Genomic DNA, 19,968 nt, shown 5'->3' with positions numbered 1-19,968 from the left:
TCGGGGGCCGCGCGGAGAGATGGCCGCCCGTCGGATGCCCCCGAGGCTTCCGGCGGGCGTCGCTCGTTCCGGCCCGGTGCGCCCGGCGCCGATGCGCCCGGGTCAGGGGTGCCCGGGTCAGGGGTGCCCGGGTCCGGCACTCCCCGCTCAGGTGCTCTCAGGTCAGGTGCGCCCGCGTCCGCTGCGGCGCCGCGGGCCCCCACGCCCCGGCCGCACCCGCCGGGAAGGCCCCTCACCAGGCACGACGGGACCCCGGCCGCCGACAGGGCCGCCCCCCGGATGAGAGGGCGCGGCCCGCGGGTGACAATGGTGCCCATGGCTTCCACCCCTTACCCCCTACCTGCGGCGGCGGCGCTCCCTGGCCCCAGAGGGGGACACCGGGTGAAGAATCCCCGACCGGAGGATGATCGGACGGCGGTGCGCCGTCTGGCAGACTACTCCCCCATGGGGGAGCCGACCGAGATCCACGCAGCGGGCGCACAGCGCACCGGAGCGGTGCGTCCGGACGGCTCCGTCGCCGGCCCGGACACCCCTGGAGGGGACCGTCGCGGAGGGGCCGGCCGTGACGGAGCCGGCCGCACCGCGGCGGCGCGCACCCTCCGGGAGCGCGTCGGCCACCAGCGGCGGTTCCCGGGCCGGCCCCGGCTCTGGTTCGAGCTGCTGCTGATCGGCGTCAGCTACTGGGTGTACTCGCTGGTCCGCAACGCCGTCCCCGAGCAGGCGCGCACCGCCCAGCGCAACGCCTCCCGGATCTGGGGCCTGGAGCACCACCTCGGCGTGGCGGTCGAACGGGGCTTCAACCACGCGGTCGACTCGGTGACCTGGCTGGTCACCGGCATGAACTACTACTACGCGACGCTGCACTTCATCGTGACCATCGCGGTGCTGGTCTGGGTCTTCCGGCTGCACCCCGGCCGGTACGCGGCGGTGCGCACCGCCCTGTTCACCACCACCGGCATCGCCCTGGTGGGGTTCTACTTCTTCCCGCTGGCGCCGCCCCGGCTGATGACGGGCGGCGGCTTCGTGGACACGGTGGCGGTGCACCACACGTGGGGCTCGATGGCCTCCGGCGACATGGCGCACGTCTCCAACCAGTACGCGGCGATGCCGTCGATGCACATCGGCTGGTCGCTGTGGTGCGGGCTGACGATCGCCTTCCTCACCCGGCACCGCTGGCTGCGGGTGCTCGGGCTGCTCTACCCGCTGGCCACCCTGACGGTCATCGTGGCGACCGCCAACCACTTCTTCATGGACGCGGTCGGCGGCGCCGCCTGCCTGGGCGTCGGGTTCACGGCCTCCCGGCTGCTGTACCACCGCTGGGCGTTCCGGCTGCCGCAGCTGCCGCACCACCGGCACGGCGCGGGCGCCGTGCTGCCCCGCCCGGCGGGCGAGGACGCGGAGCAGCCGAAGGTGCCCGCCGCCAGCCGCTGACCCCCGCCCGGCCGTCACCGGCCGCGGACTGCCGCCGGCAGCCGCCGGGGCGGGCCGGCCCGCCCGCGTGCACCGCGGGGGCGGGCCCGGCCCGTCCACCGGGCTCGGCCCCGGCTCAGCCGTAGAAGACCCGCTCCACCACCGCGCGGGCCCGCCGCGTCGTGCGCCGGTAGTCGTCCACCATCTCCCCGGCGTGCCCGCCGCCGTAGCCCAGGTACCGGGCCACGCCGGCCAGCTCGCGCGCGTCGGCCGGGAAGCTGTCGCCGGGGCGCCCCCGCACCAGCATCACCGCGTTGCGCACCCGGGTCGCCAGCACCCAGGCGGCGTCCAGCACCGCGGCGTCCGCGGCGTCCACCAGCCCGGCGTCGCGGGCGGCGGCCAGGGCGGCCCTGGTCCGGGTGGTGCGCAGGGCGGGGAGCCGGTGGCCGTGCCGCAGCTGGAGGAGCTGCACCGTCCACTCGACGTCGGCGAGGCCGCCCCGGCCGATCTTGGTGTGGGTGGTGGGGTCGGCTCCGCGCGGCAGCCGCTCGGACTCCACCCGCGCCTTGATCCGGCGGATCTCCCGCAGGTCGGCCTCCCCCACCCCCTCGGCCGGGTAGCGCAGCGGGTCGACCAGCTCCCGGAACCGCTCCCCCAGCCCGGTGTCGCCCGCGACAGGTTCGGCCCGCAGCAGGGCCTGGCTCTCCCAGGCGTGGGACCAGCGGCGGTAGTACGCGGCGTAGGAGGCGAGGGTGCGGACCAGCGGCCCCTGCCGGCCCTCGGGCCGCAGGTCCGCGTCGACCAGCAGCGGCGGCTCGGTGGAGGGGGCGGCGAGCAGGGTCCGCAGCTCGTTGCAGACGGCCTGGGCGGCGCGGGAGGCGGCCGCCTCGTCGGCGCCGGGCAGCGGGTCGTGGACGAAGAGGACGTCGGCGTCGGAGCCGTAGCCCAGCTCGTGGCCGCCGAAGCGGCCCATGGCGACGACCGCGATCCGGGTGGGCAGCGGCGCGCCGGACGCCGCCTCCCAGCCCGCCGCGGCGGCCTGCAGGGCGCCGGAGAGGGTCGCCGCGTTGAGGTCGGTGAGGGCCTGCCCGGCCGCGTCCACGACCGCGCCGGGGTCGTCGCCGAGCCGGCCCAGCACGTCGGCGGCGGCGGTGCGGAACAGCTCGCGGCGGCGCACCGACCGGGCCGCGGCGACCCCGTCGGCGGCGGTGGCGGCACGGCCGACGGCGGCCGCCACCTCCTGCTGCAGGGCCTTGCGGCCGCGCGGCGCCAGCCCCTCGGGGTCCCCCAGCATGGCGACCGCCTCGGGGGCGCGCAGCAGCAGGTCCGGGGCCAGGCGCCCGGCGGAGAGGACCCGGGCGAGGTGCTCGGCGGTGGCCCCCTCGTCGCGCAGCAGCCGCAGGTACCAGGGGGTGGCGCCCAGGGCGTCGGAGACCCGGCGGAAGTTCAGCAGGCCCGCGTCCGGGTCGGCGGAGTCGGCGAACCAGCCGAGCAGCACCGGCAGCAGGGTCCGCTGGATGGCGGCCTTGCGGCTGACGCCGGAGGCCAGCGCGGTCAGGTGGCGCAGCGCCGCGGCGGGGTCGCTGTAGCCGAGCGCCTCCAGCCGGGCCCGGGCGGCCTGCGGGCTGAGGCCGGCCTCGCCGGGGGCGAGGCGGGCGACGGCGTCCAGGAGCGGCCGGTAGAAGAGCTTCTCGTGCAGGCGGCGGACCTCCATGGCGTGCCGCCGCCACGCCCGGTCCAGCTCCTTCACCGGGTCGGCGGGGCTGCTCCACCCGTAGTGCTGCGCCAGCGACCGGCCGAGGCGGCGCAGGTCCTCCTCGGCGCGGGGCAGCAGGTGGGTGCGGCGCAGCCGGTGCAGCTGGATGCGGTGCTCCAGGGTGCGCAGGAACCGGTACGCGTCGTCGAGGGCCGCCGCGTCGGCGCGGCCGACGTACCCGCCCGCGGAGAGGTCGGCCAGGGCCCGCAGGGTGTTGCCGCTGCGCAGGGAGGCGTCGGTGCGGCCGTGGACCAGCTGGAGCAGCTGCACGCAGAACTCCACGTCGCGCAGGCCGCCGGGGCCGAGCTTCAGCTCCCGGTCGACCTCGCCGCTGGGGATGGAGTCGACGACGCGGCGGCGCATCTGCTGCACGTCCGCGACGAAGTTCTCCCGGTCGGCGGCCTTCCAGACCAGGGGGGTGACGGCGTCGAGGTACTCCCGGCCCAGGTCGGGGTCGCCCGCGACCGGGCGGGCCTTGAGCAGGGCCTGGAACTCCCAGGTCTTGGCCCACCGCTGGTAGTACGCGAGGTGGCTGGCGAGGGTGCGGACCAGCGGGCCGTTGCGGCCCTCGGGGCGCAGGTTGGCGTCGACGGGCCAGATGGCGCCCTCGCGGGTGGTGTCGGCGCAGAGCCGGACCATGCGGGAGGCCAGGCGGGTGGCGGCCTTCACCGCCTGGTGCTCGTCGGCCTCCCCCGCGGGCTCGGCCACGAAGATCACGTCGACGTCGGAGACGTAGTTGAGCTCGCGGCCGCCGCACTTGCCCATGCCGATCACGGCCAGCCGGCAGGCCCGGTCCGCCTCCGGGTCCTCCTCGGCGGCGATCTCCAGGGCGGTGCGGAGCGTGGCGCCGGCCAGGTCGGCGAGCTCCGCCGAGGTCTGCACCAGGTCGGCGGAGCCGGTGACGTCGCGGGCGGCGATGGTGAGCAGGCAGCGGCGGTAGGCGAGGCGGAGCGCGTCGGCGGCGTCGGCGGGGCCGCGGCGCGCGACGCCCTCGCGCAGCGCGGCGAGGAAGTCGTCGGGGCCGGGGTGCATGTCGCGCACCTCGAAGGTGACCAGGGCGTGCCAGTCCCCCGGGTGCCGGGCCAGGTGGTCGCCGAAGGCGGCGGACGAGCCGAGGACGCCCAGCAGCCGGTCGCGCAGCGGCTTGCTGGTGGTGAGGGTGTCCAGCAGGCGGCGGCGCTCCCCGGGTCCGAGGGCCTCGGCGGTGCGGGACAGGCCCAGCAGCGCCAGGTCCGGGTCGGCGGTGGCGGCCAGGGCGTCCAGCAGGACGCTGTCGCCGGCCAGTCCGTTCAGGGCGGGCTCGCAGAGCAGCCGCAGGGCGGCCGCCGGGTCGGTGAAGCCCCGGCGCGCGAGGCGCACCTCGGGTCGGCTGATGCGGCTGTCACGCGGTGCTGCCGGGTTCTCCACGGGTGTTCGCCCCTCCGTTCCACCACCGTCCACGGGTCCGAGCGTAGGGCTTGCGGGGCCCTTTGCGCCGGTCGGGCGCGCGTCCGTCCGCGGACCGGACCCGGCGCCGCGGTCCCGGAGGGGCCGGGGACGGCGGGCGCGGGGGCCCGGCCGCCCGGGTCCGGCCGGCCGCGGAGGGCCGGCTGCGGAGGGCCGGACCGGGACCGCCGGACCGGGGCGGCCGGGCAGCCGGCTGCGGTGGGCTCAGCGGTAGACGCCGAAGAAGCCCACCCGGAAGCGGAGCACCGCGTCGGGGTCCGGGCGGGGCAGGTACCGGCCGTCGTCCACGGAGAGGTTGATCACCGGGTGGGCCCGGAAGCCGCGGCCGACGCCCCTGCGGTCGGACCACACCGCCCGCATCCCGGCCCGCGAGGCCCCCGCGTACCAGGTCACGCTCCTCGCGCCCAGGTGAACGCCGAGCCAGAGCCAGGCGTTGGGCCGCACCAGGCGGTCCTTCCAGTAGTGGCCGGTGTTCGCGACGTGGTTGATGAACTCCAGCCGGTCCGGGTGCGCCGCGTGCCACTCGAAGAGGTCGAGCTCGTTCTTCCCGTCCCGCCACGACCACACCGCGGGCCAGCCGCCCTCGGGACCGGGCAGCCTCACGTGGGCGACGACCAGGTCGCCGGTGCGCTCGGTGAAGCCGTTGCCGCCGCTGCCGCAGGAGTCGCCGGTGGTGAGCAGCCCCGTCTCCCACAGGCCGTCGTCCCGCTTGCGGGCGGTGATGTCCAGGACGCCGCCGTCGACGGAGACCGCGTCGGGCGAGAGGAGGTCGAGCTTGTGGTTCTTCTTGTTGCTGTCGCAGTCCGCGTACGCGCCGGACTGCCAGCCCCACCGTGCGCCCTCGCCGAGGCTGAGCCCGTCGAACTCGTCGCCGAACGCCGCGTGCCGGCCCGCCATCGGCAGGCCGGGCGCCTGCGGCCGCGCGGAGGCGGTGCCCTGCGCACAGACCGCCAGCGCCAGCAGCGGGCAGAGCAGCATTCCGGCGGTCCGGACAGGGCGGTGTCGCTTCCTCATGACTTCATGATTGCGGCGCCTGCCGGGGCCGCATCCCGGGTCGTCCATCCGTGACGGTCCGTCGCCTGGCGGGCCGTCCGCCCGGCTCAGCGCCCTCGCCGCCCCGGGATCGTTCCGTCATGTGCGCATGCCGGTGCGGTGACCGGAGGCGTTCACCGGGTCGGGGGACGCTGCGGGTCGCGTTCCCGGGTCCGGGTGGCGACGGAACGGCCGCCGGGGGCGGGGCTGTGAAGGCCGGGCCGGTCCCGGCTCGGCGGCCGGCCACGGCGTCCGCGGAGCAGGCGGGAAACTCCTTGAGAAAGTCCTCCGGGCGCGGCCGTGGAAACCCCTTTCCCGGCCTCTCGCGGGGGCGGGAGGGCCCCGGGGGGCCGGGGCGGGGCAGGGGCCCCGCCCGCTCCCCTCCGAGGCGCCCGGCGACGCCTCCAGGGGTTCTGCATACATGCCCTGACCTGGTCCTTCGTCGATTCCGACACTATGCTCACAGCCTGTCGGAAGGGGGGCCGGATGGACCGGACCGTACGCACCGTCGAGGATGTCCTGGCACTCCTGGACGGGCTGTTCACCCGTCAGGGCGGCCGGTGGACCACCGGCGACGGCGCGGACTTCTGGGACCGCTTCTACGCGGACCGGTCGAGGCCGGTCCCGTTCTTCGCGGCGAAGCCCGACGAGAGCCTGGCCGCCTACCTCGACCGGGGTCTGATCGCCCCGGGCCGGGCCCTGGATCTCGGTTGCGGACCGGGACGGAACGCCCTCTTCCTCGCGTCCCGGGGGTTCGAGGTGGACGCGGTCGACCTCGCCCCGGCCGCCCTCGCCTGGGCCGAGGACCGGGCGCACGAGGCCGGGGCCGATGTCCGCTTCGTCTGCGGTGACGCGTTCCGGCTCGCGGACACGGAGCTGACCGGCCCGTACGACCTGGTGGTCGACTCAGGATGCCTTCACCACCTGCCCCCGCACCGCCGGATCAGCTATCTGGCCCTCCTCGACCGGGTCCTGGCCCCCGGCGGCCACCTCGCGCTCACCTGCTTCGCCGCCGGCGCGATGGGCTCGGAACTCTCCGACGCGGACCTCTACCGCGTACGTCAGTTGCAGGGCGGCCTCGCCTACACCCCGGAGTCGCTGCGCCGGATCTTCTCGGACCTGACCGAGGTCGAGCTGCGCCGGATGCGTGACGAGCCGCCCGAGTCGGCGCTGTTCGGTGAGGCGTTCCTGTGGACGGCGCTGTTCCGCCGGGACGCGGAGGCGGCTTCCGGCTGACCGCTCCCAGGGGCGACGGCGGCCGCCGCGCCGGACCGGCGGCACGGCCGGGAGCTGCCGGACCGGCCGCTACGGGGCGGTCAGCGCCGCCTCGACCGCCGGGCCGTTCCGCTCCAGCCAGGCCTCGCGCCGCCGGATCCGGTCGCCGGCGCCCTCCTGCCACATCCGCGCCCAGCCGCCGCCCAGCTCCTCGGCGGCCTGCCGCATCGAGAACCACGAGCGCCGGGCCCGCAGGACGGCCACCTCGACGAGCCGGGAGCGGTCCGTGTCCGACATGCCGTAGGCGTCGGCGAGGATCCGGCAGCGCCGCGGGACGTCGACGCCCTGCAGCGGCGGGTCGGCGTCGGCGGGGTCGCCGAGCGGGGCCCAGTGGAGCATCGCGTTGTGCACCTCGTCGACCCGGGAGGCGGGCCGGGCCAGGTCGAAGTCGATGAGCGCGACGGCCTCGCCGCCGCGGAAGACCACGTTGTCCGGTGTGACGTCCATGTGGCCGACCAGGTCGGCCGGGTACGGGGGCGCGGGCGGCATGTCCGGCGGCGCGGTGAACCCCTGGGAGGGCCGGACCCCGTCGGGGAGGACGAAGCCGGCGGCCGCGTCGTCGTGGGCGCGCAGGAGGCGGCCGACGGAGGCGAGCCGCGTCTCGTCGGCGACCCAGGCGGGCTTCGGCCGGCCGGCGACCTCGCCGGGGACGAACGTCAGCACCTCGCGCCCGGCCGCGTCGATCCCCAGGAACCGCGGGGCCCCCGGGAAGCCGACGTGCTCCAGGTGGCGGAGCAGCGCGTGGACGAGCGGGGCGTTGGGGCCGACCGGGCGCCGGACCGTGGCGCCCACGCGCACGACGCCCTCGGTGACGTCGCCGCCGGGCAGCGGGACCTCGGGCCCGGCGCCGGCCGGTTCGGTGTACGTGGCGCGGCTCATCGCGTCCCCTCCCCGTGGGCCGGCTGCTGCACGCAGTGCACCGTACCGGCCGGGACCGACAGGCCGGGGCCGGTACGGCCGGTACGGCGGGTACGACGGGTCTGCGGCGGGGCGGATACGGCGGATCGGTGGCGGGACGGGCGCGGCGGGACGGGTCAGGGCGGGACGGGCCGACGGGTCCCGGGACGGGCCTTCCAGGGCCGCCCGCCCGTCCTCCCCGGGTACGGCGGGCCAGGGCACGGCTCGGCGGCCGTTGTCAGTGCCCGGTGCTTCGATACGGGTACGGAAGCCGGGCCGGTCCGACCCGGTCCGTGCCGTCGACCGCTCGAGCCTGCCCGCAGAAGGGACACCACCGCGATGACCACCCCTGTCAAAGGCCCCGCGAGCTACTTCCCCTCGATCGAGAAGAAGTACGGCCGCCCTGTCGCGGAGTGGAAGGACCTCGTCCGCTCCTCGCCGCTGACCCGGCACATGGAGCTGGTCGCCTGGCTCAAGGCCGAGCACGGCCTGGGCCACGGCCACGCCAACGCCCTGGTCGCCCACACCCTCGCCGAGGACAGCGCCGGGTGACCGTGCCCTGCCCCGCCGGGGAGCGGTGACGGAGCGGCAGGCCGGCAGCGCGGCCGGAGGGGCCGTACAGGCCGGCGGGTCGCGACGGGCCCGTACGGTGCGGGACGGGCGTCTCCGGGAGGGCGTTCCCGACGGGCTGTCAGTGGCGTGGTCTACCGTCGGTGGACGCAGGACTCGGGAGCGGGCAACAAGGAGAGACCGTGACCACACTGGAGAACCGGCCGAACACCGCACTCCTCGTCGTCGACGTGCAGAACGACGTCGTCGCGGAGGCGCACGCACGTGACACGGTCGTGGCGAACATCGCCGACCTCGTCGGCAGGGCCCGGCGGGAGGGGGTGCCGGTCGTCTGGGTGCAGCACTCCGACGAGGATCTGCCGGAGGGGAGCGACGCCTGGCGGATCGTCCCCGAGCTCGTCCCGGGCGACGCCGAACCCGTCGTCGGCAAGCACTACGGCGACTCCTTCGAGGACACCGGCCTGGAGGAGGCGCTGGCGCGGCTCGGCGTCGGGCGGCTGGTGGTCGTCGGCGCGGAGACCGACGCGTGCATCCGCTCGACGCTCCACGGCGCGTTCGCCCGCGGCTACGACGCGCTGCTCGTCCGCGACGCCCACACGACGGGCGACAAGACCGCGTGGGGCGCGCCCCCGCCGGACCAGGTGATCACCCACACGAACCTCTACTGGACCTACCAGACCGCACCGGGCCGGACGGCCGGCACGGCCGAGACGAAGGACGTCGACTTCACTCCCGCGTCCTGAGCGGGCGGTGTCCTGGCCGGCCCGGGGCCGAGCATGGTCAGGGGGCCGCACCCCGGCCGCGGATCGGGCCGGCTCATGCCTGTCCGCGGCCGGGGCCCGTCCGGCGGATCCTGCTGGACAGGCCCTGGTCCCGAGGAGGGCTCAGCGCTTGAGCGTGAAGGTGAAGTCGCCGGAGAGCCGGCTGCTCAGCCGGACTGCCGAGACGAGCCTCCCCTCCGTGATCAGCCTCTCGACCTCGGCCCGCGAAAGACCGCAGCCTTCAGCGATCAGCCGCACCGGCCGGACAGGGATCCGCGCGGCAAAGCGGACCGAGACGTCGATCACCTCGCGGTCCAGGTGGTCCGACCCGCCGGTGTCGAGGCGCCAGGCGTCGCCCCAGTCCAGGGCGATGCGGTTGCGGCGCCGCACGACCGGATCCTGGAGCAGCTCGGCCGTCAGGCCGGGGTCGTTGCCGTGCAGCCGGTCCAGCAGCCCGGGTCGCACGGAGCGCACGTTCATCCGCTCCAGGACCGTGAGCTTTGCGGTTTCCCCGCAAGTGGTACAGAGCACGAGGAGCCAGGCGTCGATGAGCTTGTGGTTGGCATTGACGCGGAATTTGCCGCTCGCCCGGAAGCGCTCGGACGCGCACGTGTGGCAGCGACGGAGAACGAGCGGCAGGCAGGTGGGTATGACCACCCAGTTTTTGAGCACAGAAGTACACCGGTTCCAGTGAGAAGTCCGCAGCAGGAAGCAGCGCGGCGCACATGGGCGACGCGCGACGAATCAGCGCTCGGGAGGTCTCACAGGGTGTACAACGGCGTGTCCTTGCCTGGACGACTCGGTCCGGCAGCACGGTAGTGGCGCGCGGCGGCGCTGCTCCACCGGTTTTCGGGCGCCTCACCGCCGGGTTCCGTCCGGCGGATCACGGTCCGAGCCGTGGTCGTGCGGCTGCGAGGACCACGGTGCCGTGGAGGACGTGGGCCCGTTCGTCGTGGCGGGCGGCGACGGTACGGGCGTGTCCGAGCCGGTGGATGGACCGGCCTGCGGCCACCTGCGCCGCGCCCGGCCCGTCCTGGCGCACCAAGGCGGCGGCCGGTGCCTGACGGGCCCTGCCCGGCGGGAGCCGGGGTTCGGGACGTTCCCGGGCCGGGGCCGGGCGCACGGCTCGCTCCGGGCGCGGCGTCAGGGGCCCGGGTGCGGGCGGCGCCCAGGTCCGCGAAGCAGTCGGCGCAACGAGGCGGCCGACGCCGTGCACGGCCTACCTCCCACCGCCCTGCGCTGCGACGGGGCACCCATGACCCAAGCCGCCCTGCGGACCGGCCATCCGCTTCTCAGAGGGCTCGCGCCGGACGGTCCGGCCAGGACGAAGCTGCTCGTGTTCTCGCGGGGGGATGGCGGCGCGGTTCGCCGGCCGGACTTCAACGACCACGCGTGGAAGCCTGCCCTTGCCCGTGCGGAGGTGATCCCGCCGCCCCGCCGAGGAGCATGACACGCGGCAGCCCGCGCGCACGGCACGCACGTCCTGCGGCACTTCGACGCCTCGGTGCTGCTTGGACGCCGGGGAGAACGTCAAGGCCCTGAGCAGGTACCTCGGGCACGGCGACACCGGGTTCACGCTCCGGGTCTGCATCCACCTCCTGCCCGGCAGCGAAGGACGCGCCCGCCTGGCCGTGGGCCGTGTCCACGAAGCAACCACCGGACGGCCCGACGGCCCGTGGACGGCCCGGAGCGCGAAAGCGGCCCGGGGCCGACCGCTCACACGGTCGGCCCCGGGCCGCTTCCCGCTGCGACGGCGCGCTTCTGAGCTGCGGCTACAGCACCGGCAGGGACTTGCGGAGCTCGAACGGGGTGACCTCGGAGCGGTACTCCTCCCACTCCTGGCGCTTGTTGCGCAGGAAGAAGTCGAAGACGTGCTCGCCCAGGGTCTCGGCGACGAGCTCGCTGCGCTCCATGAGGTCGATGGCCTCGCCGAGGTTCTGCGGCAGGGGCTCGATGCCCAGGGCGCGGCGCTCGGCGTCGGTGAGCGCCCAGACGTCGTCGTCGGCGCCGGCGGGGAGCTCGTAGCCCTCCTGGATGCCCTTGAGGCCGGCGGCGAGGACGACGGCGTAGGCGAGGTAGGGGTTGCACCCAGTGTCGAGGGAGCGGACCTCGATGCGGGTGGAGCCCTGCTTGCCGGGCTTGTACATCGGCACCCGGACCATGGCGGAGCGGTTGTTGTGGCCCCAGCAGATGTAGGAGGGGGCCTCGCCGCCGGCGCCGGCGGTGCGCTGGGAGCCGCCCCAGATGCGCTTGTAGGAGTTGACCCACTGGTTGGTGACGGCCGAGGTCTCGGCGGCGTGGCGCAGCAGGCCGGCGATGAAGGAGCGGCCGACCTTGGAGAGCTGGAACTCGGCGCCGGACTCGTGGAAGGCGTTGCGGTCGCCCTCGAAGAGGGAGACGTGGGTGTGCATGCCCGAGCCGGGGTGCTGGGAGAACGGCTTGGGCATGAAGGTCGCGTGGACGCCCTGCTCCAGCGCGACCTCCTTCATGACCAGCCGGAAGGTCATGATGTTGTCGGCGGTGGAGAGCGCGTCGGCGTACCGGAGGTCGATCTCCTGCTGTCCGGGGGCGCCCTCGTGGTGGGAGAACTCCACCGAGATGCCCATGGACTCCAGCATGGTGATGGCCTGACGGCGGAAGTCGTGGCCGACGCCGCGCGGGGTGTGGTCGAAGTAGCCGGACTGGTCGGCGGGGGTGGGCGCGGTGCCGTCGCCCGGGAGGTTCTTCAGCAGGAAGAACTCGATCTCGGGGTGGGTGTAGAAGGTGAAGCCGAGATCGGACGCCTTCTCCAGGGTGCGCTTGAGGACGTACCGGGGGTCGGCGTACGACGGGGAGCCGTCGGGCATGAGGATGTCGCAGAACATCCGCGCGGTGCCCGGGGCCTCGGAGCGCCACGGGAGGATCTGGAACGTGGTCGGGTCCGGCTTGGCGATCATGTCGGACTCGTAGACGCGGGCGAAGCCCTCGATGGCCGAGCCGTCGAAGCCGATGCCCTCCTCGAAGGCCTGCTCCAGCTCGGCGGGCGCCACCGCCACCGACTTGAGGAAACCGAGCACGTCGGTGAACCACAGCCGGACGAATCGGATGTCACGCTCTTCGAGCGTCCGGAGCACGAACTCCTGCTGCTTGCCCATGAGGACAGTCTCACCTCTGCTCTTTACGTTCGTGTTACGCAAGGGAGGACCCCGGGCGGGTTCTGCCGGAAGCTCCACTCCCCATCATGGCGGACGCGACCGCCGCGCGGACGGGCCCATCATGGCGGATCGGCGCCGGTTCGCCGACACCCGGCCGACCCCCCGGCCGGGACGCGGCCGGGACACGGCGCAGCCACCCCGGCGCCAGGTCTGCGGCGGCGGGGCGGCGGTGTGCGGGGGCTGCGTCGGTCAGTAGCGCTGCGCCTTGGCGACCTTCGCGCTCAGCGGGGCCTTGAGCGACTCCTGGCTGACCACGACGAGCTGCTGGGACTGGCCGGCCGGCACGTTCTCCTTCAGGGCGTAGCCGGTGCCGACCTGCTTGCCGGAGCCGTCGAGGAACTGCACCTCGACCGCATAGTTGGCGGCCTGCGACTGCTTGTTGTCGATCTTCAGGCGGGCCGAGGCCCGGCCCCCGGCGGAGCGCGTGGAGACCGCCTCCACGGCGGCCTCGGCGGCGGCGTTCCCGGAGCCGCTGACGCCGGCCAGCTTGCTCTTGGCCGCATCGGCCTCGGCCGACACCTTGGCACTGGCGCTGGCCGCGGCGCTCGACGCGGCCGAGGATGCCTTGCCCGTCGCACTCGCGACGGCGGACTTCGCCGCCGAGGCCGCCGACGTCGCGGCGGACTTCGCCGACTGGGCCGCGGAGGCCGCGGCGGTCGCCAGCGCACTGGCCTTGGAGGCGGCGGACGCGGCGGCCCCGGTCGCCTGGTTCACGGCCTGCTTGGTGCCGCTGCTGCACCCGGCGGTGCCCAGCGCGAGGGCGCCCGCCGCCAGCACCGCCACCGCCGCTCCGACCGGCTTCTTCCGGCTGTCGCGCATCCGTCGTCCTCCGTTCAGGGATCGGGCGACACCTCTGCTGCGGCACCCGGTGCCTCCAGGCTGTCGCGGGGGCGTACCGCCCGCGATCCCTGCGCCGCCGGGCGGGTGAGAGGGCGGCGGGCGGCCGGGCGGCCGGGGGTCGCGGGCGGGCGCGCGAGGGGGCCGCACCCGGCCGGGCTGGGCCGGGCGGGGGCAGGAGCGGCCGGGCGGGGGCAGGCGGACAGGCGGGCGTGCAGGCGGGCGGGGTCCGGACGGCCGGTGCGGCGCCGGGCCCGGCCGACATAGCGTCGAACAGACGATTAGGCTGGGGGCGTGCCTCATCTACGTCTCGCACTGAGCCAGATCGATCCCTACGTCGGCGACATCGCCCGCAACAGCGACGAGGTCGTGCGCTGGACCCGGCACGCCGCCGAGCGGGGCGCCCACCTGGTGGCCTTCCCCGAGATGGCGCTGACCGGCTACCCGGTGGAGGACCTGGCGCTGCGCCGGTCCTTCGTGGACGCCTCCCGCGCCGCCCTGGGGGAGCTGGCCGCGCGGCTGGCCGCCGAGGGCCTCGGCGAGGTACCGGTGGTGGTCGGCTACCTGGGCCGCTCCGAGCACGACTCCCCCCGGCTCGGCCGCCCGGCCGGTTCGCCGCAGAACTGCGCCGCGGTGCTGCACCGCGGCGCGGTGGCGACCCGCTTCGCCAAGCACCACCTGCCGAACTACGGCGTCTTCGACGAGTACCGCTGGTTCGTCCCCGGCGACCAGCTCTCCGTCGTGCGGCTGCACGGCACGGACGTGGCCCTCGCGATCTGCGAGGACATCTGGCAGGACGGCGGCCGCGTGGCGGCGGCCGGCGAGGCCCGCGCCGGTCTGCTGCTGGTGGTCAACGGCTCCCCCTACGAGCGGGAGAAGGACGACGTCCGGCTGGAGCTGGTGCGCCGCCGCGCCGCGGAGGCGGGCTGCGCGCTCGCGTACCTGAACATGGTGGGCGCCCAGGACGAGCTGGTCTTCGACGGCGACTCGATCGTGGTGGACGCGGACGGCGAGGTGCTGGCCCGCGCCCCGCAGTTCGAGGAGGGCTGCGTCCTGGTCGACCTGGAGCTGCCCGCCGTCCGGGAGGACGCCCCGGCCGAGGGCGCGGTCCTGGCCGACGGCCTGCGGCTGGTCCGCACCGACCTGGGCGGCGAGGTGCTGCCCGCGCCGGAGCAGCCCGTGGTGGCGGGCGTCGCGCCGCGGATGGGCGACGAGGAGGAGATCTACGCGGCGCTGGTGGCCGGCACCCGCGCCTACGTGCGCAAGAACGGCTTCCGCTCGGTGCTGATCGGCCTCTCCGGCGGCATCGACTCGGCGCTGGTCGCCGCCATCGCGGTGGACGCGGTGGGCGCCGAGAACGTGTACGGCGTCTCCATGCCGAGCGCGTACTCCTCGGAGCACTCGAAGGGCGACGCGGCCGAGCTGGCCCGCCGCACCGGGCTGAACCTCCGCACCGTGCCCATCGCCCCCATGTTCGACGCCTACATGGGGCAGCTGGGCCTGACCGGCCTCGCGGAGGAGAACCTGCAGTCGCGGCTGCGCGGCACGCTGCTGATGGCGGTCTCCAACCAGGAGGGGCACATCGTGCTCGCGCCCGGCAACAAGAGCGAGCTGGCGGTGGGCTACTCCACGCTGTACGGCGACTCGGTGGGCGCGTACGGGCCGATCAAGGACGTCTACAAGACCCTGATCTTCCGCCTCGCCCGCTGGCGCAACAAGGCGGCCGAGGAGCGCGGCGAGACCCCGCCGATCCCGGAGAACTCCATCTCCAAGCCGCCGAGCGCCGAGCTGCGCCCCGGCCAGGTGGACACCGACTCGCTGCCCGACTACGACCTGCTGGACGCGGTCCTCCAGGCGTACGTGGAGAACGACCAGGGGCGGGACGCCATCGTCGCGGCGGGCTTCGACCCGGCCGTGGTGGACCGGGTGGTGCGGCTGGTGGACACGGCCGAGTACAAGCGCCGCCAGTACCCGCCGGGTCCGAAGATCTCGGTGAAGGCCTTCGGGCGCGACCGCCGCCTGCCGATCACCAACCGCTGGCGCCGGGGCTGAGCCCCGCGGGGCCGCCCGTGCCCGGCCGGGCGCGGGCGGCCCCGCGCCCCTACAGCCGGACGCGGGCGGCGACGGGGAGGTGGTCGCTGCCGGTGGCGGGGAGGACCCAGGAGCTGACCGGGGTGACGCCCTTGGTCATGATCTGGTCGATGCGGGCCAGCGGGAAGGACGCGGGCCAGCTGAAGCCCATGCCGTCGCCCGCCGCGCCCTGGGCCGAGCGCATCTGCGAGGTGATGTTGGCGAGGCTGCGGTCGTTCATGGTGCCGTTGAGGTCGCCGAGCAGCACCACGCGCCCGAGCCGCTCGTCGGCGATGGCCTCACCGAGCGCCTCGGCGCTGTTGTCGCGCTGGTCCGCGGTGAACCCGGCGTCGAACTTCACCCGCACCGATGGCAGGTGGGCGACGTACACGGCCAGCGGGCCGCGCGGGGTGCGGACCTCGGTGCGCAGCGCCCTGACCCAGCCGATCTTGATGTCCACGGCCCGCGTCCCGGTGACGGGGTAGCGGGACCAGAGCGCCACGGTGCCCCGGACGGCGCGGTACGGGTAGGCGGCGGCCAGGGCCCGCTCGTACACCGGCAGTGCGGTGGCGGTCAGCTCCTCCAGCGCGACGACGTCCGCGTGCGAGGCGACGATGTCGCGGGCGGTGGCGGCCGGGTCGGCGTTCTGGGCGTTGACGTTGTGGCTGAGGACGGTGAGGTCGCCGCCGGCCGCGCTGCGGTCCGACAGCAGGCCGCCGAAGAGGTCCGCCCAGAGCAGCACCGGCAGCAGCAGGACCGCGAGGGCGAGGGCCGAGCGCCGCAGCAGGCCCCAGACGAGCAGGACGGGCAGGGCGAGGCCCAGCCACGGCAGGAAGGTCTCCAGCAGGCTGCCGAGGTTGCCGACCCGGTTGGGGACCTCGGCGTGGAGGACCAGCAGCACGGCGGTGGCCGCGGCGAGCAGCGCCGGGACGAGGCCGCGCCGCCAGGTGCTGCGGCCGCGCGCGTCCCGGCCCCAGCGGCCCCAGCGGCCACGGCGGCCGGCGGCGGAGGACCCGGCGGCGGAGCCCGCCGCCGGGGGGCCGTACGCCGTGGGCGGGCCGTACCCCGCGTGCGGGCCGTGCGCCGCGTGCGGGTCGTCCGCCGCGTGCGGGCCGCCGGGGACCCGGGGGTCGGGGGATCCGTGCGGGGCGGACCCGCCGCCCAGGCGCGCCAGGCCGGGGAGCCCGGGCAACCCGGCCGGTCCGGACAGGCGGCGGGAGAGGCGGGACAGCCGGGGCCGGGGACCGCTCCGGTCCGGCTGCCCGCCGTCGGCCTGCGTCCGCGCCCTCGCCGCCTGTGCCATGCCCTGTTCCCTCGCGCCGTGCCGTGTGTCCGTACCGTGCCTGGCCGCGCGGCGGGCCGGGACCGGCCGCCCGCGGCTCCGCTGCTCGGCCCAGCGTATGCCGGGACAGACGTCCGGGACCGCGCCGGAGGTTCCGGGAGCCCCGGCGGCGCCGCGCTCCGGCGTGGGGAGGACCGCCGGGGGCCGGGCGGCGCGGCCCCCGCCCGACGGCCCCTCAGGAGCCCCCGGCCGCCGCGGGTTCCGCCTCCCGCTCCCCCGGCCGGGGCCCGCCCTGCGCCGCGGCCGGGCGCCCCGGCATGAAGAGCAGGGCCGCCAGGGCCCCGGCCAGCACCACCCCCGCGGACACCGCCGCCGCCACGTGCATGGCGTGCACGAACGCCTCGCGGGCGGGGGCGGCGAGCGCGGCGCCGCGCGGGCCCAGGCGGGCGGCGGCCCCGAGGGTGGCCTCCACGGACTCGCCGGCGCGGTCGCGCAGGTCCGCGGGGAGGCCCGCCAGCCGCTCCGAGACGCCGGAGCGGTAGACGGTGGAGAGTAGCGCGCCGATCACGGCGACGCCGAGCGAGCCGCCGAGCTGGCGGAAGGTGTTGTTCAGCGCCGAGCCCGCCCCGGCCTTGCCGCGCGGCAGCGCGGACATGATGGTGACGGTCACCGGCGGCGACACGTGCGCCATGCCCGCGCCCATCACGAACCCCGCGGCGCCGGTCGCCCAGAGCGGCGTGGCGGTTCCGAGCAGCAGGTAGCCGAGGAAGGCCACGGCCATCAGGGCCAGGCCCGCCGCGCAGGTCGGTCCCGCGCCGATGCGGTCCACCACCAGGCGGGCCCGGGGGGCGAGCACCATCTGGGCCGCCGCGAGCGGCAGCATCACCAGGCCCGCCGCCAGGGGGCTGAGGCCGCGCACGCTCTGCAGGTAGAAGGCGGTGAAGAAGGTCACACCCATCAGGCCGAAGAAGACCGCGCAGCTGACCGCCATCGACGCGCCGAAGCGGGAGTCGCGGAACCAGGTGACGTCGAGCGCCGGGTGGTCGCTGCGCCGTTCGTGGAGGAGGAAGAGGCCGAGGACGGCGAGGCCCGCCAGGGAGGGCACCCAGGCGGCGGGGGCGGTGAGGTCGGCCCGCTCGCCGGCCTCGATGATGCCGTAGACCAGCAGCACCAGGCCGACGACGGAGAGCAGCACGCCGGGGACGTCGGGGCGGCCGGGGTCCGGGTCGCGGGAGTCGGGGACGAGGAGCGCCATGCCGACCAGCGCGACGGCGACGACGGGGACGTTCACCAGGAAGACCGAGCCCCACCAGAAGTGCTCCAGCAGCACGCCTCCGGTGATCGGCCCGACCGCGATGGCGACGCCGGCCGCGCCCGCCCAGATGCCGATCGCCCGGGGCTGCTCGGCGCGGTCGAAGACGTGCATGACGACGGCGAGGGTGGCGGGCATCACCAGCGCGCCGCCGACGCCCATGACCGCCCGGAAGACGACGAGCTGGACGGGCGAGGAGGCCATCGCGGAGAGCAGCGACCCGGTGCCGAAGACCGCCATGCCCGCGAGGAGGGTCCGCTTGCGGCCGATGCGGTCGCCGAGGAGGCCCGCGGTGAAGAGCAGGCCGGCGAAGACCAGGGTGTAGGAGTTGATCGCCCACTCCAGGTCGCTCTGGCTCGCGCCGATGCCGGTGGGCGCGGGGGCGGCGATGGTCTTCATCGCGACGTTGAGGATGGAGTTGTCGAGGACGACGACCAGCAGGGCGCAGATCAGCACCCCGAGGATCGCCCAGCGGCGGCGGTGGACCGCGCCGGGCGCCCTCTGCGGGTCGGCGGGCTGTCCGGCCTTCACGGCGGTGGACATGGTGCTCCCGTCGGTGGGGGCCGGGCGGGTCCCGGGGACGGGCGCCCGCGTCGGCCGGGTGGGGGTACGGGTCCGTCCCGTACGGCGGAGCCGCGGCAGAGCCCCGTGCGGGGCGGTTCGCATCCTGACCGGTACGCACCCGCCTCTTTGCGCACCGCGCGGGGCGTGTCAGCATGGGGGGTGATCCGGGGACGCCCGTACGGGCGCCACGAGACCGCACACCCACAGGAGCCTGTTCGATGAACGCTTCCTCTCCGCTCCCGCCTGTCCAGGACCGGGGCCAGGGCCAGGACCGCCCGGCGAACTCGCTGTACGGGGGCACCCGCAACCGCCGGGTGACCGTGCGCGACATCGCCGCCGCCAAGCAGCGCGGCGAGCGCTGGCCGATGCTCACCGCCTACGACGCGCTCACCGCCGGGGTCTTCGACGAGGCGGGGATCCCCGTCCTGCTCGTCGGCGACTCGGCGGGCAACTGCCACCTCGGCTACGACACGACCGTGCCGGTCACCATGGACCAGATGGTGATGCTCTCCGCCGCCGTGGTGCGGGGCACCGAGCGGGCGCTGGTCGTCGCCGACCTGCCCTTCGGCTCGTACCAGGAGTCGCCCTCCCAGGCGCTGCACAACGGCGTCCGCCTGCTGAAGGAGGCGGGCGCGGGCGCGGTGAAGCTGGAGGGCGGCGAGCGGGCGGCGCCCGCGATCGAGCTGCTGGTGCAGGCCGGCGTGCCGGTGATGGCGCACATCGGCCTGACCCCGCAGTCGGTGCACGCGCTGGGCGGCTACCCGGTGCAGGGCCGCGGCGAGGAGGCGGCCCACCAGCTGATGCGGGACGCCAAGGCGGTGCAGGCGGCCGGCGCGTTCGCGGTGGTGCTGGAGGCGGTGCCGGCCGAGCTGGCCGCGCAGGTGACCGCCTCGCTGGCGATCCCGACGGTGGGCATCGGCGCGGGCGTCGGCTGCGACGCGCAGGTGCTGGTGTGGACGGACATGGCCGGGATGACGGCCGGGCGGGTGCCGAGGTTCGTCAAGCAGTACGCGAACCTGCGGGCGGTGCTGGGCGACGCGGCCCGGGCCTTCGGCGAGGACGTGGCGTCGGGGGCCTTCCCCGGCGAGGAGCACTCCTTCCACTGAGGCGCGGGGCCCCGTGACGGGGCGCCGGGGCGGGCGGGTCGCGACCCGCCCGCCCCGGCGCTTTCCGGGGTCCGTCGGCGCCCCGCACCTGGGAGCGCTCCCATACATGCCCGCGGCGAGACGCACCGAAACAGCGCGCCGGGAATCCCCTCCGGCCGCGCCGGGCGGGCCGGGCGCGGCGGTCCGCGTTCAACAGGTGAAGCCGGTGCGGACCATTGACAGGCCAGGCCAGCGGTGGCTTCATGTGATCTGTCGCCGCGTCGCCCCCGCCCCGCACCATGTGCGGGCCCGGCAGCCGACGCCACCACGCATCGTGGTGCCCCCGACTCCCGACCCCTGCGGCCCCGTGGGCCGGCGCTCCGTGGGAGCGCTTCCACGAAGGGCCCGTCGGGACCGCCCGTCCGGCGGCATCAGCCGGAGGCGCCCCACCCCACCCCCGGCCGGCCGGCGACCACC

Annotated in this window: 14 protein-coding genes; 6 read left to right on the top strand and 8 right to left on the bottom strand. The window is 75.8% G+C overall.

What is annotated here, in order from left to right; genetic code table 11:
- Positions 1-444: 444 nt before the first annotated feature.
- The gene (locus tag LO771_RS22470; protein ID WP_230745489.1) at positions 445-1,431 is read left to right on the top strand and encodes a phosphatase PAP2 family protein; all 987 of its coding nucleotides are present in this window, start codon (positions 445-447) and stop codon (positions 1,429-1,431) included.
- Positions 1,432-1,546: 115 nt separating this feature from the next.
- On the opposite strand, the gene LO771_RS22465 is transcribed toward LO771_RS22470, so the two are convergent.
- Positions 1,547-4,573: a bifunctional [glutamine synthetase] adenylyltransferase/[glutamine synthetase]-adenylyl-L-tyrosine phosphorylase gene (locus LO771_RS22465; protein WP_230745561.1), complete on the bottom strand. Its 3,027-nt coding sequence runs from the start codon at positions 4,571-4,573 to the stop codon at positions 1,547-1,549.
- Positions 4,574-4,816: 243 nt separating this feature from the next.
- A complete protein-coding gene (locus tag LO771_RS22460) occupies positions 4,817-5,626 on the bottom strand; it encodes a beta-glucanase (RefSeq protein ID WP_230745487.1) in 810 nt (269 codons plus the stop codon).
- 504 nt (positions 5,627-6,130) lie between these two features.
- On the opposite strand from LO771_RS22460, the gene LO771_RS22455 reads away from it, so the two are divergent.
- Positions 6,131-6,880: a class I SAM-dependent methyltransferase gene (locus tag LO771_RS22455; protein ID WP_230745486.1), complete on the top strand. Its 750-nt coding sequence runs from the start codon at positions 6,131-6,133 to the stop codon at positions 6,878-6,880.
- Between the two features lie 69 nt (positions 6,881-6,949).
- Here LO771_RS22455 and LO771_RS22450 read toward each other — a convergent pair whose 3' ends face one another.
- Positions 6,950-7,798, bottom strand: a complete 849-nt coding sequence (locus LO771_RS22450) for an aminoglycoside phosphotransferase family protein (RefSeq protein WP_230745485.1) — start codon at positions 7,796-7,798, stop codon at positions 6,950-6,952.
- A 357-nt stretch (positions 7,799-8,155) separates the two neighbouring features.
- Between LO771_RS22450 and LO771_RS22445 the strand changes: the two genes are divergently transcribed.
- Together LO771_RS22445 and LO771_RS22440 are read left to right on the top strand one after the other, a co-directional pair.
- On the top strand, positions 8,156-8,368 hold the full coding sequence (locus LO771_RS22445) for a DUF4287 domain-containing protein (RefSeq protein ID WP_230745482.1): 213 nt from the start codon (positions 8,156-8,158) through the stop codon (positions 8,366-8,368).
- A gap of 200 nt (positions 8,369-8,568) precedes the next feature.
- Positions 8,569-9,129: an isochorismatase family protein gene (locus LO771_RS22440; protein WP_230745481.1), complete on the top strand. Its 561-nt coding sequence runs from the start codon at positions 8,569-8,571 to the stop codon at positions 9,127-9,129.
- 141 nt (positions 9,130-9,270) lie between these two features.
- Here the strand turns inward: LO771_RS22440 and LO771_RS22435 are convergent, their stop codons facing one another.
- From LO771_RS22435 to LO771_RS22425, 3 genes are all read right to left on the bottom strand, one after another.
- The gene (locus tag LO771_RS22435; RefSeq protein ID WP_230745473.1) at positions 9,271-9,819 is read right to left on the bottom strand and encodes a DUF1062 domain-containing protein; all 549 of its coding nucleotides are present in this window, start codon (positions 9,817-9,819) and stop codon (positions 9,271-9,273) included.
- A 1,100-nt stretch (positions 9,820-10,919) separates the two neighbouring features.
- Positions 10,920-12,281, bottom strand: a complete 1,362-nt coding sequence (locus LO771_RS22430) for a glutamine synthetase family protein (protein ID WP_230745471.1) — start codon at positions 12,279-12,281, stop codon at positions 10,920-10,922.
- A 249-nt stretch (positions 12,282-12,530) separates the two neighbouring features.
- Positions 12,531-13,160, bottom strand: a complete 630-nt coding sequence (locus LO771_RS22425; RefSeq protein ID WP_230745469.1) for a hypothetical protein — start codon at positions 13,158-13,160, stop codon at positions 12,531-12,533.
- A gap of 312 nt (positions 13,161-13,472) precedes the next feature.
- On the opposite strand from LO771_RS22425, the gene LO771_RS22415 reads away from it, so the two are divergent.
- Entirely contained in the window at positions 13,473-15,230 is a 1,758-nt protein-coding gene (locus tag LO771_RS22415) for an NAD+ synthase (protein WP_230745467.1), read from the top strand.
- A 49-nt stretch (positions 15,231-15,279) separates the two neighbouring features.
- Here the strand turns inward: LO771_RS22415 and LO771_RS22410 are convergent, their stop codons facing one another.
- Together LO771_RS22410 and LO771_RS22405 are read right to left on the bottom strand one after the other, a co-directional pair.
- Positions 15,280-16,170 (bottom strand): endonuclease/exonuclease/phosphatase family protein, encoded by an 891-nt coding sequence (locus tag LO771_RS22410; RefSeq protein ID WP_374228221.1) that lies wholly within the window; start codon positions 16,168-16,170, stop codon positions 15,280-15,282.
- Positions 16,171-16,765: 595 nt separating this feature from the next.
- Positions 16,766-18,385 (bottom strand): MFS transporter, encoded by a 1,620-nt coding sequence (locus LO771_RS22405; RefSeq protein WP_230745463.1) that lies wholly within the window; start codon positions 18,383-18,385, stop codon positions 16,766-16,768.
- Between the two features lie 239 nt (positions 18,386-18,624).
- Here LO771_RS22405 and panB point away from each other — a divergent pair, with 239 nt between their 5' ends.
- Complete coding sequence (panB, locus tag LO771_RS22400) at positions 18,625-19,512, top strand: 3-methyl-2-oxobutanoate hydroxymethyltransferase (RefSeq protein WP_230745456.1); 888 nt, start codon at positions 18,625-18,627, stop codon at positions 19,510-19,512.
- The last annotated feature ends 456 nt before the right edge of the window (positions 19,513-19,968 follow it).

Source organism: Streptacidiphilus sp. ASG 303, assembly GCF_020991365.1.
Lineage (GTDB): Bacteria > Actinomycetota > Actinomycetes > Streptomycetales > Streptomycetaceae > Peterkaempfera.
This window is presented reverse-complemented; position numbering and strand designations above follow the sequence as displayed.

Bases quoted from the DNA above. Each gene is read 5' to 3' on its own strand.
- LO771_RS22470 (WP_230745489.1), top strand. From the start codon at position 445: ATGGGGGAGCCGACCGAGATCCACGCAGCGGGCGCACAGCGCACCGGA.
- LO771_RS22460 (WP_230745487.1), bottom strand. From the start codon at position 5,626: ATGAGGAAGCGACACCGCCCTGTCCGGACCGCCGGAATGCTGCTCTGC.
- LO771_RS22455 (WP_230745486.1), top strand. From the start codon at position 6,131: ATGGACCGGACCGTACGCACCGTCGAGGATGTCCTGGCACTCCTGGAC.
- LO771_RS22450 (WP_230745485.1), bottom strand. From the start codon at position 7,798: ATGAGCCGCGCCACGTACACCGAACCGGCCGGCGCCGGGCCCGAGGTC.
- LO771_RS22445 (WP_230745482.1), top strand. From the start codon at position 8,156: ATGACCACCCCTGTCAAAGGCCCCGCGAGCTACTTCCCCTCGATCGAG.
- LO771_RS22430 (WP_230745471.1), bottom strand. From the start codon at position 12,281: ATGGGCAAGCAGCAGGAGTTCGTGCTCCGGACGCTCGAAGAGCGTGAC.
- LO771_RS22425 (WP_230745469.1), bottom strand. From the start codon at position 13,160: ATGCGCGACAGCCGGAAGAAGCCGGTCGGAGCGGCGGTGGCGGTGCTG.
- LO771_RS22405 (WP_230745463.1), bottom strand. From the start codon at position 18,385: ATGTCCACCGCCGTGAAGGCCGGACAGCCCGCCGACCCGCAGAGGGCG.
- panB (WP_230745456.1), top strand. From the start codon at position 18,625: ATGAACGCTTCCTCTCCGCTCCCGCCTGTCCAGGACCGGGGCCAGGGC.